Here is a 16,466-nt window from a genome sequence, read left to right as displayed (position 1 = left end):
TCCTACAATAATTTTTTTGTCGGGAAATTCCTTTTGAAGCTTTTGAATCCTGAAAGTCATCTTGTCTTCGGTAGGCAACTTTACATAGCAAGTGTTTACGATGACTACATCAGCCTCATCAATACTGTCCACAATTTCAATGTCATTGGCCTGCAGATTACCTGCAATGATCTGTCCATCGGCCTGGTTGAATGTGCAACCGTAAGATTCAATAAAAACTTTCATTCAGTCACTCTTTTTGGTTTTTTTAAATATGTTCTTGGTCAGGTCATAATCATAATTGTTAAATCTGACCGGTTTGGAATAAACCCTTTTTATAATTCCCGCTTTTGCAAATCCGGAAGTCAGCTTTCTCTCTTGGGTTTTAATGACATGTACCTTAACGATATGATTTTCTATTTTGACAATGTCTCCAGGAGCTATTTCAAAATCCCTTTCCAGGTCAAGCTTATATGAATCCACTTCACCATGCAAGTCAACTGAAAATCCTATACGTGCAGGAATTTCAACAGAAGACGCCCAAATGGTGCTTACATCTTCAAGTTGGGATTTTTCTACTCTTTTATCCCCAACTTCAATACTGGTAACTTCAACTTGACCAAATTCGGTCAGAAGAGTATCCCCAGTTCTAAGCTCATCGCTTGGAGACAAATCAATAGTTGTTTTGTGAGATTTGTCCTGCTCGGAAATAATCAACCTATAAGGTCTAGGCTTTTTTAGAGAAATTATATTTTTATAAACATGCCCACATTCTTCACACTTGAGCAAGTATTCTTCAGTAAATTTTTTCTTTGTTGTTTTTTGTTTTGAATTCAAAATTTCAATATCATCAGAACCACAAATTGGACAATCCATTTTTATGCCTCCTTAATCAGAATTATTCAGATAATGGTTAACTAACCCACCATCTTCCAAAATAGATAACATGAACTCTTTAAATGGTTCAAAAGTCTTTGACTCACCTGTAGTTTCATTAACCAATGTTCCTTTTGACAAATCGATGTTAATAATATCCCCATCCTTGGCCTCAATATCTGAAACTATTACAGGCAAACCAATATTAATTGCATTTCTATAAAAAATTCTCGCAAAAGATTTGGCGACAATTGCACTTACTCCAGCTGTTTTAATAGCTACAGGAGCCTGTTCTCTTGAAGAACCACAGCCAAAGTTTTCATCGGCAACTATAATATCTCCTGATTTAACATTTTTTGTAAAATCCGGCCTTTCTCCTTCCAGCACGTGGTCTGCCAAATCCTGCGGATTAAATGTTCTCAAATATCTTCCGGGAATAATCACGTCTGTGTCAATATTTTCTCCGAAAGTCCATGTTTTTCCTTTGATAATATCCATAAATATCACTAATAATGTCGATAATAAAAAAATGAAGTATTCAGGAATTTACCTGAATACGAAAAGTAGGTGATTTTTTTGTAAGTTTAATTTTTCTCTGCTTTAAAAGGTCTTGAAAACTCTTGCTCCACACCTTCACGATACATTGAATTAAATGTACAGAATGGAATAATTCTGCCGTCAGGGGTTGCATAATGAATAACACATTTTTTAACCCTATTTTCATCAAAGTTAAATGGATCCATGAAGTGCATACATGAAATAAGCATGGAATCTTTAGAAAAGTCTCCTAAAGCATCATAATCCCCTTTAACGAAAACATTCAATAATATTCTTTTTATATCCAAATCATTAGGAGCTCTGCTGGTGTGAATAATTTTAGCAAGGTTTCCAGTCAAACCTGCCAATACCCTCTTACGGGAACCGAATTTACCGGTTTTAAGTTTTTCATTGTATTCTTTTAATTTGTTAGCCAAATCATCAACATCAATGAAATCAGTGATTGGAATCAATTTGTCTTTTCCACTACCTTCAGTTTTTTGTCTGAAAACATAAGTAGCGATTCCACAGTGTTCATGACAGTTCAAAGTCACTTTAGCTGAATCTTCACCATCAAGCAAGGATATGAATTCTGCAATTGGCTCAACGAAAGATGGTGGATAAAATGCAGAAGTCGGAACTTGACCGTCGGTTTCCTTTTCAATAATATTGACAAAGTCAGGTATTGTAATCCTTTGTTCTTCCACATGTTCTGAAGGGGTTCTTCCTGAAAATGAAACCGGCTGGAAGTTTACTCCATAAATGATGTCATTATTATCAAAAGCGAATTTGATAATTTCACCGACTTGATTGTCGTTGACACCTTTAACCAATGTAGGAACCAAAACTACACCCAAACCTGCTTTTCTACAGTTTTCAATAGCCTGAAGCTTATCAGGAAGTAAATTTCTTCCTTTATTTGCAATGTAAGGTTCTGGAGTTACACCTTCAAAAGAAAGGTAAACTGTGTTTAATCCTGCTTCTTTTAATTCCTTAGCTAAATTATCCCTTTTGGCTATTCTAATACCATTGGTAGCTATCTGAACGTGAGTGAAACCTTCTTCCTTTGCCATTTCAATTAGTTCAACTATATCCTTTCTGACAGTTGGTTCCCCACCTGCATATTGGATAGCCGGACATGGATGAGGCTTTAAACTCCTTAAGTTCTTAAGCATTTGCCTGATTTCTTCTTTTGTAGGCTCATACAGATATCCTGCAGCAGCTGCATTAGCAAAACAAACAGGACATCTTAAATTACATCTGTTTGTTACGTCAATCAATCCTAAAACTGTGGATGTCTCGTGTTTTGAACATAACCCACAATTTTCCGGACAGCGAGCAGTATCCTCTACGCAAGGGTTATCAACACCACTGATTGTAGGGACATACTTACTTGCCCGATCATATAAATCTTTATCGCTCCAATAAGTGTTTATAAACTCCCCATGTTCATCACAAGTCTTTTTGATAAAGACTTTGCCATCTTCATCATAAACTTCTGCCTCAAGAGTTTTTCCGCACTCTGGACATAAACTTCTTGTACTTTTTAATTTCAAAAAATCACCTTTTTATTAATACTAATCAATATTAGTACAAACTTACATAATATAATATATTTAAAACAATTTAATATTTAAATATTATTAATTATATAGTTTATATAAATCCAATATGACAGGGAGTAAAATTTAAATGATAATTGATTTTCAACTTATAATGCTTACATTGTTAACAACATTATATTTTATTCTTCCAGCATATTTCTCCAATGGAGGTGCGCTCCTGTTTGGCGGAGGGACACCCCTTGATTTTGGAAAAAGTGACACAAATGGTGTTCGCTGGATTGGAGATGGAGTCACATGGAGAGGATTGATAGCTGGAACAATAATCGGTATGATTACAGGAGCCGTTCAAGGATATTTAGCACCAATGATTCTCCCATATATTGGAAATTCTTTAATAGTACCTACCGTAACCAGCATCCCTAACGGAATACTGATCGGATTTTTACTTGGTTTCGGAGCACTTATAGGTGATGCTTTAGGCAGTTTTTTAAAAAGAAGACTTGGAATTGGCAGAGGAGAACCTGCACCAATTCTCGATCAGTTAGATTTCATAATAGTAGCACTGATTTTTGTTTCACCAGTGATTAAGCTTAACATAATATTTGTCGTTTTGGCTTTGCTGTTAACACTATTCATACATCTATTAACAAATACCTGCGCTTATTTGCTTGGTTTAAAAGACGTATGGTATTAATTCAAGTATTTTTCCATCATCACAGCAGTTCCGACAGCAGGTGCAACAGTACACTCATCATCGGTTAAAATATCACCCATAGATTTAACTTCCAAACCTAGAAGTTCAGCCGCTTTTTTATCGAGGATGTCCTTTCCAAGGCCGGTTGTTACAATCAAATCCAGATTTTGAGTTTCATGAACCTGCTTTAGACCATCGGCAATCTGTTCCACTTGCTTTTTATGAATGAATTCGCACATTTCAATGATGTCATCCATTGAAAGCATTTCCAAATCCGCACAGACCACCCTTGCGATTCTCTTTGCACAATCCAATTTGGATTTGCCCTCACCGTCAAATGTATCGCAGATATAATCATCTTCAGTGATTAAATCCAAAACGGTGTATACGTCGGCAGTTTGTGCAAACAGTTCACTGGCTACCCTATATTCTTTCCCATTCAATTCAACCTTATCAAGGAAACTTGCAAGATTGGTTCTTAAGGTACCGGTGTAAACCAATTCACCAGTTGCAGACCTGTCAAAATCGGATTTGCCGATAGCACACTCCTTACCATCCTTAACCGGTATGATGTCTGTTGTTGTGCTTCCTGTATCGATGAATATGCAGTTGTCGGAAATCAATGTTGCAATCTGAGCGGTTGCAATCCAATTGGCTGCAGCCGCCTTAAGGGGAGTCATTTCAATTTCTTCTTTGGACAGCATTCCGTCAACGCCAACATAGGCTATCGGACAGGAAAATGTTTTTTCGCATTTTTTGACAACATCCAAAACCCCATCCTTTTTGGTATCATATGCGTCCACAAGCTCAGCGGTCATGGAAATGCCTACCGCATCAATTTCAGACACAGGACATATATTTTCAATCAATTCCACTAAAACCCGTGACAAGTCATCATTATTGCTCCACATTGGAAGATATGCAAAATCAACTTCCATGTTTTCAATTTCACCATTATTAAAGTCAATAACCGCAAGATCGGTGTTAGCACCGCCAATGTCAAATCCGGCAATTTTCATAAATTACAGTCTCCTAATCTCCAATGAATCGTCAGATTTGATGAATTCAACTTCACCATCCAATGAAGTATCCAAATCATCAATGCTGATTTTTCCATCAATCAAATCAATAATGCCTTTACCAATGTTAAAATTACAAATTTTTCTCAAGCCCACATAAGGTGTTGTAAATCTTGAGTTGATTTCCAAAAGATAAACTGAATAGATATCCTTTTCATCTGAATTTATCAATAAATCAACACCTACAAAGCCCTTAATTCCCTCAATGGATTCGACGGCTTTGGTTGCTATTTCAAATGCTTCATCCTTATATTCGCTTTCATAAGGTATCTTTCCACCCAAATACTCGCCTTTATCATTTTCAATAGTGACATATTGTTCATTTAGACTAATCGGAATGGCTTTTTTACCATCTGAAATCAAACTAACGCTTATATCAGTTCCCACAACATATTCCTGAACAATTATCCTTGAGCCAGGTGGAAAAATCTCTTCCAAATCATAAGATAATTCATCAATATCATTGATTATCACAATGTCTTCACAGTCAACACCAATCAACGGCTTGATAATTAATTTGAGCGGAGTCAATGGGTCTTCAGACTGCCATTTTTCATGCAGATTTTCAATTGCCCTTTTCCAATATCCCTTTGGATCAATCTTAAACTTAAATGACCTAGGCTGAGGAATTTCCATTGGAAGGGCATTATAGGTTTCAAATTTGTTGGAGGTTTTAAAACAGGCCTCTGCTGAGGAAGTGTATGTTTTAACGTTATTTTCCTCTAAAATATTAGTGATATTGTAGAGGGCATTATCAACTTCTGCAGCAATGAAAATTGCATTTTCAAAGTCTGCCGCATTAGCATCAAGCCAATCAACAATATTTTCATCGATTAAAATCGGATTGACATTACTGAAATCCTTCACTTTATCTTCATATGACCTGTTAATCACCAAGTCAACATTAAAGTCAGACAGATCGTCCAATAATGCAAAAATCAATTCTTCCGCTTCGGAAATTATGCTCTCTTCCTTTTCACCGGAAGCCGTAAAATACTCAAATACCAATATTGAATCATTCTTGTTTATCATAAGTAATCATCATACCCTTTAATTTTAAATCATCTGCTGGAAAACGCATTCTATCCCCATCAAATACCATATGGATTAATGAGTTATTTTTATCTTCAAATTCACCTACAGTAATGTCCTCATCCACGATGGCCATTTTTCTTGTAAATGAACCCATTATATCTTCAGGAGCCCTAATGTCAAGGAGCCCATTTTCATAATACTCTTCAATTGCATCAACTGTCACTTTAGCTGAATCCCCCATACCATAGGGGTTTGGAGCGTTTTTCATTTTTTCTGCGAAATCACTGTCATTCAAAATTCTATTTGCATTTTCCAAAATTACATCCTTATCGGAACCGACAAGAAGATTTCCTCCTGCAGTTACGGTTTCAGGACGTTCCGTATTATACCTTAATGTCAAGGCAGGCACGTCAAGCGTTATCGCCTCTTCCTGAAGACCTCCAGAATCAGTTAAAATCAAAGTTGATTTTGAAGTTAAAAGTAAAAAATCAAGATATCCCAATGGCTTTATTATATGAACATGATCCAAATCGTTTAGCTCATCAAACAAACCGAATTTCTCCAAGGTATTTTTGGTTCTTGGGTGAATTGGGAAAATGATGTTCATGTCGCTCAATTCCTTTAAAGCACCGATAATGCTTGTGACTCTTTCCTTAACGTCAACGTTTTCAGCGCGGTGCATTGTTAAAGTCAGGATATTGTCCATATTCTCAATATCCAAATTAGCCAAGGATTCCTCTTCAAATCCTCTTTTTTTAGCTATTTCCAAGTGTCTGAAACATGCATCAACCACTGTATTTCCTGTGATAATCAGGTTTTCATGTGAAAATCCTTCCGCAAGCAGATTGATGGCTGATTCTTCTGTCGGAATGAAATACATTGCTGAGACAATATCTGCAACCCTACGATTTATCTCTTCAGGCATTGTCATGTCAAATGATCTGAGTCCTGCTTCAACATGACCTACAGCAATGTGCAATTTGCCGGCTACAAGCGCTCCTGCAAGTACTGCATTTGTATCTCCTTGAACAAGTACAATATCAGGTTTTTCTTCAAGGAGCACTTCCTCAATGCCTTTCATCATCAGGCCGGTCTGCTTTCCATGAGAACCTGAACCGACTTGAATATTATAATCCGGAGTTGGAATTTCCAAATCCCTGAAGAAATTGTCTGACATCTCTTTATCATAATGCTGACCGGTATGCAAAACTATTTGGTCAATGCCCCTTTTGGAAATTTCATCGATGATTGGAGCCATCTTAATAATTTCCGGCCTTGTTCCTAAAATTGTCGCTATTTTCATCGTATCCCTTCATAAAATAAATTTCAGTACTGAAATTGCCAATAAGTATCCTCATATTAATATTCGTGTAAATCATTTAAACTTTTTATCATTGATTCACGAATTGCGTATTTTTTCTGTAAATTGCTAAGAGAATCAACCAAATCACGCCTGAATCTCTCACAGGCATAATCATCATATGTGAATTTGATTCCGTCATATTGAATATCCATCAGAATCAAATAATCAGGTTCAGTGACCTTAATATAAGCCCTTGGTTCATCAGGTTTAGGATTTAACAATTTTTCAACCTCATCCAAAGTCATTTTGCCGATTGCAACATCTATAAAAACCCTCATCATCTTCCTAACCATGTTCCATAAAAATGATTCGCCGTAAATATCAACGAATATCGGAGATAATGTATCATGAAGATTAGGAAATTCCCTTTTGTGATAATCATCCAAATCTACTTTTGTGATTTTAATATCATCAATTGTTCTTGTTGTCGTTTTTTGAAAGCGTTTTGTGAAATTAGTGAAGTTATGGGTGCCCTTAAAGACTTCAGCGCACTCATTGAGCTTGTCAATATCCAAATCCTGGAAAAGCATATATCGATACTGTCTCATTTGAGCATATCTTGGCTTAAAGGCATAACGAACAGGTGCACTGGCCAATATCTGAATATCATCAGGTAGGGAATTGTTGATTTCATTTACTCGGACTTCCTTTTCAGACTGAAAACTGATTACATTGCCCAAACTGTGAACGCCCGCATCTGTTCTTCCGGCAATTCTGAATCTGGACTTTTTTAAATCATCAATGTAGTCAAGCTTGCGCAAATGATAGATCAATTCCTCTTCGACTGTTCTGAGATTAGGCTGTCGTTGAAAGCCGTGAAAATTAGTTCCGATATATCCAATTTTAAGTGCTGTTCGTTTCATCAATATTAATATTTAGTTTAATATAAAATAAGTTTTTAGAAAAAATGAGGAGGAAAGCAAATAGCTTGATGAAAAGCTATTTGCTGAATATATGGCATACTAGTAAATAACTTATTATAGTTTTATTGCATGACAAAAATCACTTGGTTGGGAAGTAATTTCTAATTTTTGTATTTTTTTATCCATATGAACTGTTTCAAGTTTATCATTAGCATCTAAGACAACAACAAAGCCCATTTTAGACCAGAATTCCAAAGCACCCTCTAAATTTTTATGAGTATGTAAATAAATTTTATCATAACCTTCTTTATTTACAAAATTTTCAGCAATGGAAAACATTTTTGAAGCCAAACCACAGCGCCTGCATCGATTATCCACAAATAATCTCCAAATGCTTGATGTTGTATCTTTTGAGTATAATTGCCTAAATTCTGGAAAATCCTTATCATAAGCCCTTACTCCTATTGTTGCAATAATATCACCATTTTCATAATATGCAACAAATAAGTTATTTCTTTTTGGATAAATATAATATTCATCTAATTTTACAATGTCCTGATGCCATTCAGGAATATAATCAAATCCAAATTCTTTTTTAATCATTTTAAACAAAAATTCACGAACGCTTTTAATTTCTTTTGAATTGTTGCTTAAGGGCTTAATAGTAACATTCATACAAACACAACCATGCAAGTATTACATTTTTTATAAAACTTATGTATTAAGTAATACTTTTTTATAAATTTTGATTAATTACAATATTAATAAAGTATAAATTAGTATTTAAATGTTGCCATTAGAATTTAACGAAGAAAAAAATAATATTTCAGTTTCATTTATTTCCTGAATTAATATTTTTAATCAGAGCTTTATCACGATTAAACCTTACTTTTGATTAACTTTTTTATCTGCCAGTCGGCCCAGACCATTGTAATGTTATTTGAAACGATTTCGCCTAAGACAATACCCATCCATGCTCCCCAAACACCATAACCTAAAACAACACCCAATAAAACCGCAAAAAATATTGTAAATCCGGTTTCCCTCATGATTGTCTGAAACATTGCGGTCAATCCTTTTCCTATACCCTGGAAAACATAGGTTGATGCAACACCAACAGCCATTGTAGGATAATAGATTACAATCCAAGAGAGAAATGCTGTCAGTTCCGGAGCTATTCTGACACTGCTTCCTGTTGAAGCAAACACCGAAGCAATATCTCCTGCAAAAACATTGGTTAAAATCATTACGACAACAGCAATGATTATTGATACCTTCATGGCATATCTGTGAGCAACTTGAATGTTCTTATAGTTTTTTGCACCATAATTTGCAGCAATAACACTAATTAAGGCAGTTCCAATAGCCAAAAGTGGAGTTGTTCCGATTGTGACTATCCTCCAGCCTGTCGAGTAAACCGCAACGGAATCGGTTGAACCCACATAAGCCAAAAGTGCTGAAAAGACTGCTGCAAAGAATGCATTGTTTAAAAGCTGAATGCTTGCCGGAATTCCAACTTTGATTATATCAATTGAAATGTCCCTTTTAAAATCAAAATTGGCAAAATTTGGCCTTAAAAAGGTATCCTTTTTTACATAAAACCAGTACAGTAAAATTAAAATCACAAATATTGATGAGATTATCGTTGCAATAGCTGCTCCTTTTACACCCAAATTCAAATTATAAATAAAAATAGGGTCTAAAATCATGTTTAAAATAGCTGATGCAATCATGGCATACATTGGACGGGTGGTATCACCCTCCCCTCTGAAAATTCCATATAATGCGTTTGAAAAGATTATGAAAACAGATCCTAAAAGAATTATCACTCCATAATCGGTTGCATAGCCTATAGTTTGACCTGCACCCATAGCATTCAATATCGGATTTAACAGAATCAATAATATTGCCGTTAGAACCAATGAAACGACAATATCCAAAATTATAGAATGAACTGAAGCATTGTCAGCCTTGAACTTGTTATCCTCACCGAGATATTTTGATATTGCAAAGGCTGCACCTGAGCCCAAACCATTACCAAAGCCCACCAAAATCATGAAAACCGGTGTGAAAAATCCTACACCTGCAAGAGCATCGGCGCCAAGACCTGAAACCCATGCAGCATCAATAAGATTATAAAAACTAGTGATAAGCAATGAAATAATCAAAGGAATTGACATTTTGATTAATGCCTTTTTAGGATCATAAAGCATTAAATCAACACTGTTTGATGAATCATTACTTAACATAAGTTAATATTAAAATTTATTCAATATATACTTTTAATTTTTTAACAAATTTTTAACCAGTCAAATTCTTCAAACAACACAAAGTCAAAAAAAATAAGTTGTTGCAAAATTTGCAACAACACAAAAAAGGAATTAAGAAGATGATTCTGAAAAATGAAATAAATAATGGCTCAAATAAGAGCAAATCTAAAGATTATTTATCTCATCAAAAAACAAAATGTCATCACATATCACTTCAAGCAATTCAGGGTCATGGCTGACCGCCAATATTCCAATGTTATTGGCTTTAGCATGATTAATGAGCTTTTCCCATATCTGCACCTGTGTAACCGCATCAAGCATTGTGGAAATCTCATCTGCAATGATGAATTTTGTTTCGGGATTTATTGCCCTCAATATGCTGAAACGCTGCAATTCCCCACCGGAAAGTTCGTTAGGCCAACGAGTCAACCATTGATCCTTAAGGCCAAATGTATCTCTTAACTCTTTAGGAGGAGTCCATGACTCATTCAATACCTTTTCCATTTTCCATTTTGGATTCATGGTTTTTTCAGGATGTTGAAAAATTAATTGAACAGGATAAAAACCCCTATCTGGAATTTTATTCCCATCCAAGGTCACCTCTCCAGAATAATGAGTAAGATAACCTGCCAATATTTTACACAATGTAGATTTGCCGCTACCGCTATCTCCCATCAAGCCAATAATCCGATTGCTATCGACAGACAGTGAAAAATCCTTCAGAATTTGCCTTCTCTTATTATATGAAAAAGAAATGTTATTTGCCTTAAGCTCCATCATTATCCCCCTTGAAATTGAAACATCTAATCATTATTCCATCATGATTGACAAGTTCAGGCTTATTATCCTTACATTTATCCAAACGAATTGGACAATTTTCCCAATAAGGACATCCTGGAAGGTCTTCCAATGGCTGGACTCCTTCAGTTAAGTTAAACCCATTTCTTGGTAAAGAATTAATTAAAGCTTTGGTATAAGGATGCAAAACATTATCCGCATTTTTAAAGTTGTCTACATTGTTTATTTCAATGACATAACCTGAATAGAATATTGCAATCCTGTCAGCAGTTTTCAGGGCAACATCAATCTCGTGAGTAATCAGCAAAACACCTTTACCCTGCTCTTTCAGGTTTCTTATATCATCAATAGTTTCCTTGACACTCTTTGCATCAAGACCCGGGGTCGGTTCATCAGCAATCAATAAGTCAGGATTGCCCACTAAAGCAGTGGACAACAATACTTTCCTTGCCATTCCTCCAGACAATTCAAAAGGATATAAATCATCCACACTTTCATCCAAACCATATTTGCTGAAGATTTCCCTCTGCCTTACCTTTTTCTCATCACGCTCTTTTTCATCTTTACATTCGCCAATGGCCTGCTCGGACACTTTCATAAGAGGGTCCAGGAAATTTACAGATTGGGGAATAAGGCAAATTTCCTTGCCCCTTATTTTTTCCTTCAATTCCTGGTCCAAGATATTTCCCTTATATTTTATTTCTCCAGTCACATGAGAGTTATAAGGCAGAATACCTAAAATTGAATGTGCCAGAAGACTTTTACCTGAACCGCTGGAACCCAATACCGCAACAATTTCGCCTTCGCCAACATCTATTGTCAAATCAGATATTACCTTTGTATCATGCCTATTTAATCCCTGAACATACTGTGTAAAAGATATTGATAAATTATTTACTTCCAATAATTTTCCCATAATATCACCATCTAGTTATTTGCCTGCGAAGGATCAAATAATCGTTTTAAATTATCTCCTATAATATCAAACAACAGAACAACAATCAGTAATGCCAAACCTGGGAAGAATGCCAGCCACCAGGCTCCCATTGCAAGGTAAGTCATTGACTCGGATAAAATTATACCGATTGCAGGTTCATGCGGTGACAAACCGAAACCCAGGAAGGTTACGCTTGATTCATGCATGATTGCATGAGGGAAAACAAGCAAGGTTCCTACAAATATTTGAGACAATACCAAAGGCAAAATGTGTTCTTTTGCTATCCATAATTTACTTTTTCCAAATCTTTTAGACAATGCAACATATTCAGAAGTGTTAATTTGCAGTACTTCGGCCCTCAATACTCTTGTGAGGTTAACCCAATGGGAGAAAGCCACAGCCATTATAACACCAAATGCACCTTTACCCAAAGCGATGGATATCATCATAATCAATAGGATATGAGGTATTGATGCGAATAAATCAATTAACCATGATACAAATGAATCGCAAAACTTGTTAATGCTTGCAACAAATGCCAGGATTGTTGCAATGATACTAGAGATTATGGATGCTCCTATACCAATCATGATACTTAAACTAAGTCCCTTGATTGTTCTTATGAACATGTCTCTGCCCATCCAATCAGTGCCGAAAATATGTTCAAAAGATGGAGGTTGCATTTTAATGCTGAAATCAGTTGGCAAATTCGCATTAATCATCATTCCACTAATGAAAATGACCAGTAAAAGCAATCCGGTAAGTGCAATAGTTAAAAGTGTCTTTTGCCTTAAATTCAGTGAACTAAATAAACCTCTATTATACCACGGTAAATCACTCATCATCCTCACCTTTTAACCTTGGGTCAACATATTCATAAACCATGTCCGCAATAAGATTTCCTACAAATACAAAAATGGTACTGACGATAACAATACCCAATAACAACGGAACATCAGACCTCAATCCTGCAGCCACTGTTGCCTGACCTATGCCTGGATATGCGAATACCTGTTCAACAAGAATTGTTCCTCCAAACAGTTCATTGAATGACATGAACTGAATTGTAATAGCCGGAAGCAAAATATTCCTTATTCCGTGATTTTTAATAGTTCCCCAGAAACTTTCACCTCTGGCCTGTGCAAATAAGAAATAATCGCTTCTTTTAACATTGATTAGCTTATCTCTAGTATACATAGTTAAGGATGCAATTCCAACAATACTTAATGTAATGGCCGGTAAAATTAATCTGTATAGCCACTGCCAAAATGTTACGGTATCAGACAACTGCCCAATAGGAACTGAAAGTCCAATAGGGAACCAGCCTAAATAAACTGAAAAAACCATTAAAAGAACTAACCCTATCCAAAAAGTAGGAGTTGATTGTAATATATAACAATAAGTTTTAATTGCCTTATCTACCCAGGTTCCTTCCTTTGCACCTGCAAGAACTCCTAATCCAAAACCAACGACTGCGGATATTACCCAGGAAACAGCCATGAGAGTAAATGAAGCTGTGAACTTTTGTACAATCACTTCAGTTACAGGCACCCTATAAATCAGTGAAAAGCCCATGCTTCCAGAGGCCAATGTTGAAAGCCAGCCAAATACTCGTTCACCTAATGACAAATTTGTTCCCCAATACTCGCCCATAATTGCCAACTGTTCTTGACTGACAATTCTTTGCCCAAGATAAGCTTTTACAGGATCAATTGGAGACAATTGTACCATTATAAAACTGATTGCTGCAATAACAATTAATAAAATTAGTAATCTAATAGCTTTATATCCTAAAAATTTAGCTAATTTTTTATTGTTAATTTTAACCATCTCATATAAATTTGTTTTTAAAAAAAAGAATAAAAAAAATGATTTATAAAAATAAACCATTTTAATAATTAATTATGCTTGAGTTTCGTTGACACGTTTCCAATCGTAGATGTTACCCCAGATGTCTCCACCGTGTGGATAAATGATGTGAGTGCTGTTGGAAATATCCAAATCATCACTTACAAAGTAAGTGTAGTCTACAGTTCCAACCCATAAGTATGGATAATTGGATGTAGCCTTTTGAGCTGCTTGTGACCATGTGCTGTATGAAGCGTTTAAGTCTTGAGTCATAGCTTGGTCGATTAATGCATCAACAGCAGAATCATTGAGGCCTTCAGAGTTGTCATAACCTACACAAGCAACTCTTGAATCATACTGATGCTCGATTTCGAATGGATCAGCTGAACCGAATCCCCATACCACTCCTTGAGAGTATTTGTTAGGGTCGATGTCATCCCAGCTTCCACCTACTGGTGTGATGTCAATACCGATTTGTTTAGCTTGTTCTGAAACTGCCACTGCAATAGCTTGTCTTTCAGTAGCTTTTGAGTTATAGTATACTGAAAATGCTGCAGGAGTTCCATTTTTCTCTACAATTCCATCGCCGTCGGTATCGTTCCATCCGGCAGTTGCGAGAACTTGTTTTGCTTGGTCAACATTACTGTCATTGAAAGTGGATTCGAATGCCCAAGGCAATTGACTTGCTACACCATTGTATGACACATTACCGTATCCGTTGAATGCACCATCTAATAAAGCTTGTCTGTTAATACCAATGTTCAATGCTTCTCTGATAGCAGGATCACCGGTTACATTGTTACCGATAGTCACATTATCTTCACTTGCTTTTCCAGTGTCCATTTGAGTAGGTAATGAAATTCCACGTACATCAATAGAATCGAAGTATTCTAAGTGATATCCTTTTACAGTTTCATTTGCATATGCAAGTTGAACTTCAGCAATGTCAACATCACCGTTTTTGACTGCTGCAAATGCTGCATCAGGGTCGAGGAATAAGTTAGTTATCTTTTCGAAGTATGGTTCCTGACCATAGTAATCAGGGTTTTTCTCCAAGATAAATTGTTGTCCTTTGTCCCATTGAGCTAATTTATAAGGTCCGGATCCAATTGGATTTTGACCGTATGTCTCATTATTGTAACCTGCTTCAGGAACAATTCCAACATCTGTCAATTTGTTTATGAATGTTGAATCCTGTTTATCAAGAGTGAATACTACTTTATTACCATCTGCTTTGGCTTCTTTCATGGAACTTAAATCTGCTCCTTCACCCATTTCCTTTGCAGTGTTGTATGAGAATGCCACATCTTTTGCGGTTAATTTTGAACCGTCAGTGAAATTAACATCATCACGAATGGTGACTGTGTATGTTTTAAAGTCATCTGATATTTTATAATCTGTCGCCAAATCATTTACGAAATTATTGTCCTTATCCCTTTTAAGAATTGTACTTTGTATAAGAGGTTCGGTTCCAGAATCGTGGTATCCCCAACCGTGCATTGGGTCGAAACCAAATTCAGGTTCCTCTCCGTGTGCAGCAACACAGGCAACCAATTCATTAGGAGCATGCTGTGTGCTTCCACCGCCTAAAACAACTGCACCAATACCGACTATTGCGATAATGGCCACAACTGCACCGATAATATATTTTGTTTCCATTTTATTTTCCTCGTTAAAAATTAAATCTAAAGTAATATCCACATAGTATTACTTTTTTATAAATTATTAATTAATTAGTAATACTTATTATAAAAAAGATATTACAATTAATACTTTCAAAATAGAACTATATAAAAATTTCTATAAAATCAATGCAAACTTAAAAATAGTATTACTTATTTGATAATTTAAGCAAAAAAGTATTACATTTGGAAATATTGCTAAAAAAAGAAAGAACAATTCCTAAAAAAAGAATATATTAAAAAAAAGTGGGATTAGAATAGTGGATCTTTCACCATTCCAATTCTAAATGAGTTTAGGATAACAAACAATGTCAAACCTAAATCCCCAAATCCAACAGACATCATCAATGTGATAATACCTAAAACAGCTAAGATTACACATAATAATTTGACTGCTATAGCCAGAGAGATGTTCTGTTTGATAATGCCCATTGTCTTATGGCTTAGGCTGAATAAATACGGAAGTTTTGAAATATCATCCTGCATGAGAGCAACATCCGCTGTTTCAATAGCCACATCAGAACCTGCCGCACCCATTGCAATACCGATATTCGCACGTGCCAGAGCCGGTGCATCATTTATACCGTCACCAACCATGGCAACATCACCAAACTTGTTTCTGATTGTATCCAGAATATTCAACTTGTCTTCAGGAAGAAGATTTGAGAAAACATGCTGAATACCAATTTCCTCCGCAACCTTATGGGCGGCCATCTTATTATCACCGGTAAGCATTATGGTTTCGATACCATTATCTTTTAAATCAGAAATGACTTCACTGGCATTTTGCCTGATTTTATCAGATACTGTTATTAAACCAATCACATTTTTATCATTACCGACGAAAACGATTGTTTTGCCTTCAGATGAATATCTGTTTATTTCATCCCTTGAGATATCAAAGGAACTTCCTTCAATTAGAGATTCGTTAGCGGCATAG

Annotated in this window: 16 protein-coding genes and 1 pseudogene; 1 reads left to right on the top strand and 16 read right to left on the bottom strand. The window is 35.7% G+C overall.

The features are described 5' to 3' along the window. The 4 genes and pseudogenes from QZN27_RS05035 to tes all read right to left on the bottom strand — a co-directional run. Positions 1-225 (bottom strand): annotated as a pseudogene (locus QZN27_RS05035) (threonylcarbamoyladenosine tRNA methylthiotransferase); the annotation flags it as partial. Next, positions 226-855 carry an HVO_0476 family zinc finger protein gene (locus QZN27_RS05030; RefSeq protein WP_296784510.1) on the bottom strand — a complete coding sequence of 210 codons (630 nt, stop codon included), beginning with the start codon at positions 853-855 and terminating at the stop codon, positions 226-228. It lies immediately after the preceding pseudogene. A 12-nt stretch (positions 856-867) separates the two neighbouring features. Continuing rightward, positions 868-1,353 carry a homoaconitase small subunit gene (gene hacB / locus QZN27_RS05025; protein WP_296784508.1) on the bottom strand — a complete coding sequence of 162 codons (486 nt, stop codon included), beginning with the start codon at positions 1,351-1,353 and terminating at the stop codon, positions 868-870. 86 nt (positions 1,354-1,439) lie between these two features. Beyond that, complete coding sequence (gene tes, locus QZN27_RS05020; RefSeq protein WP_296784505.1) at positions 1,440-2,948, bottom strand: tetraether lipid synthase Tes; 1,509 nt, start codon at positions 2,946-2,948, stop codon at positions 1,440-1,442. A gap of 136 nt (positions 2,949-3,084) precedes the next feature. On the opposite strand from tes, the gene QZN27_RS05015 reads away from it, so the two are divergent. Next, positions 3,085-3,651, top strand: coding sequence for a CDP-2,3-bis-(O-geranylgeranyl)-sn-glycerol synthase (locus tag QZN27_RS05015; protein ID WP_296784502.1), 567 nt, complete (start codon positions 3,085-3,087; stop codon positions 3,649-3,651). On the opposite strand, the gene QZN27_RS05010 is transcribed toward QZN27_RS05015, so the two are convergent. The 12 genes from QZN27_RS05010 to QZN27_RS04955 form a co-directional block, all read right to left on the bottom strand. Continuing rightward, the gene (locus QZN27_RS05010) at positions 3,648-4,670 is read right to left on the bottom strand and encodes a hydantoinase/oxoprolinase family protein (protein ID WP_296784498.1); all 1,023 of its coding nucleotides are present in this window, start codon (positions 4,668-4,670) and stop codon (positions 3,648-3,650) included. The genes QZN27_RS05015 and QZN27_RS05010 overlap by 4 nt on opposite strands. Positions 4,671-4,673: 3 nt before the next feature. Next, the gene (locus QZN27_RS05005; protein ID WP_296784496.1) at positions 4,674-5,762 is read right to left on the bottom strand and encodes an ATP-grasp domain-containing protein; all 1,089 of its coding nucleotides are present in this window, start codon (positions 5,760-5,762) and stop codon (positions 4,674-4,676) included. Next, a complete protein-coding gene (gene wecB, locus QZN27_RS05000; protein WP_296784494.1) occupies positions 5,746-7,068 on the bottom strand; it encodes a non-hydrolyzing UDP-N-acetylglucosamine 2-epimerase in 1,323 nt (440 codons plus the stop codon). Before wecB ends, QZN27_RS05005 begins: the two co-directional genes overlap by 17 nt. Before the next feature lie 56 nt (positions 7,069-7,124). Next, positions 7,125-7,991, bottom strand: a complete 867-nt coding sequence (gene truA / locus QZN27_RS04995; RefSeq protein WP_296784492.1) for a tRNA pseudouridine(38-40) synthase TruA — start codon at positions 7,989-7,991, stop codon at positions 7,125-7,127. A 114-nt stretch (positions 7,992-8,105) separates the two neighbouring features. Beyond that, positions 8,106-8,666, bottom strand: coding sequence for a GNAT family N-acetyltransferase (locus tag QZN27_RS04990; RefSeq protein ID WP_296784489.1), 561 nt, complete (start codon positions 8,664-8,666; stop codon positions 8,106-8,108). A 203-nt stretch (positions 8,667-8,869) separates the two neighbouring features. Beyond that, positions 8,870-10,240, bottom strand: a complete 1,371-nt coding sequence (locus tag QZN27_RS04985) for an MATE family efflux transporter (protein WP_296784486.1) — start codon at positions 10,238-10,240, stop codon at positions 8,870-8,872. Between the two features lie 186 nt (positions 10,241-10,426). Continuing rightward, positions 10,427-11,038, bottom strand: coding sequence for an ABC transporter ATP-binding protein (locus QZN27_RS04980; RefSeq protein ID WP_296784483.1), 612 nt, complete (start codon positions 11,036-11,038; stop codon positions 10,427-10,429). Further along, positions 11,028-11,975 carry an ABC transporter ATP-binding protein gene (locus QZN27_RS04975; RefSeq protein ID WP_296784480.1) on the bottom strand — a complete coding sequence of 316 codons (948 nt, stop codon included), beginning with the start codon at positions 11,973-11,975 and terminating at the stop codon, positions 11,028-11,030. The genes QZN27_RS04980 and QZN27_RS04975 overlap by 11 nt, the downstream gene beginning before the upstream one ends. 11 nt (positions 11,976-11,986) lie before the next feature. After that, complete coding sequence (locus QZN27_RS04970) at positions 11,987-12,841, bottom strand: ABC transporter permease (RefSeq protein ID WP_394346855.1); 855 nt, start codon at positions 12,839-12,841, stop codon at positions 11,987-11,989. Beyond that, a complete protein-coding gene (locus tag QZN27_RS04965) occupies positions 12,831-13,826 on the bottom strand; it encodes an ABC transporter permease (protein ID WP_296784476.1) in 996 nt (331 codons plus the stop codon). The genes QZN27_RS04970 and QZN27_RS04965 overlap by 11 nt, the downstream gene beginning before the upstream one ends. 72 nt (positions 13,827-13,898) lie before the next feature. Continuing rightward, positions 13,899-15,503 carry an ABC transporter substrate-binding protein gene (locus tag QZN27_RS04960; protein ID WP_296784474.1) on the bottom strand — a complete coding sequence of 535 codons (1,605 nt, stop codon included), beginning with the start codon at positions 15,501-15,503 and terminating at the stop codon, positions 13,899-13,901. 275 nt (positions 15,504-15,778) lie between these two features. Then, positions 15,779-16,466: HAD-IC family P-type ATPase (locus tag QZN27_RS04955; RefSeq protein ID WP_296784471.1), on the bottom strand; the 688-nt coding region annotated here is incomplete at its 5' end.

It is taken from the genome of uncultured Methanobrevibacter sp., assembly GCF_900316895.1.
Lineage (GTDB): Archaea > Methanobacteriota > Methanobacteria > Methanobacteriales > Methanobacteriaceae > Methanocatella.
The sequence above is the reverse complement of the archived record's forward strand: the minus strand, read 5'-3'. Positions and strand labels throughout refer to the sequence as shown.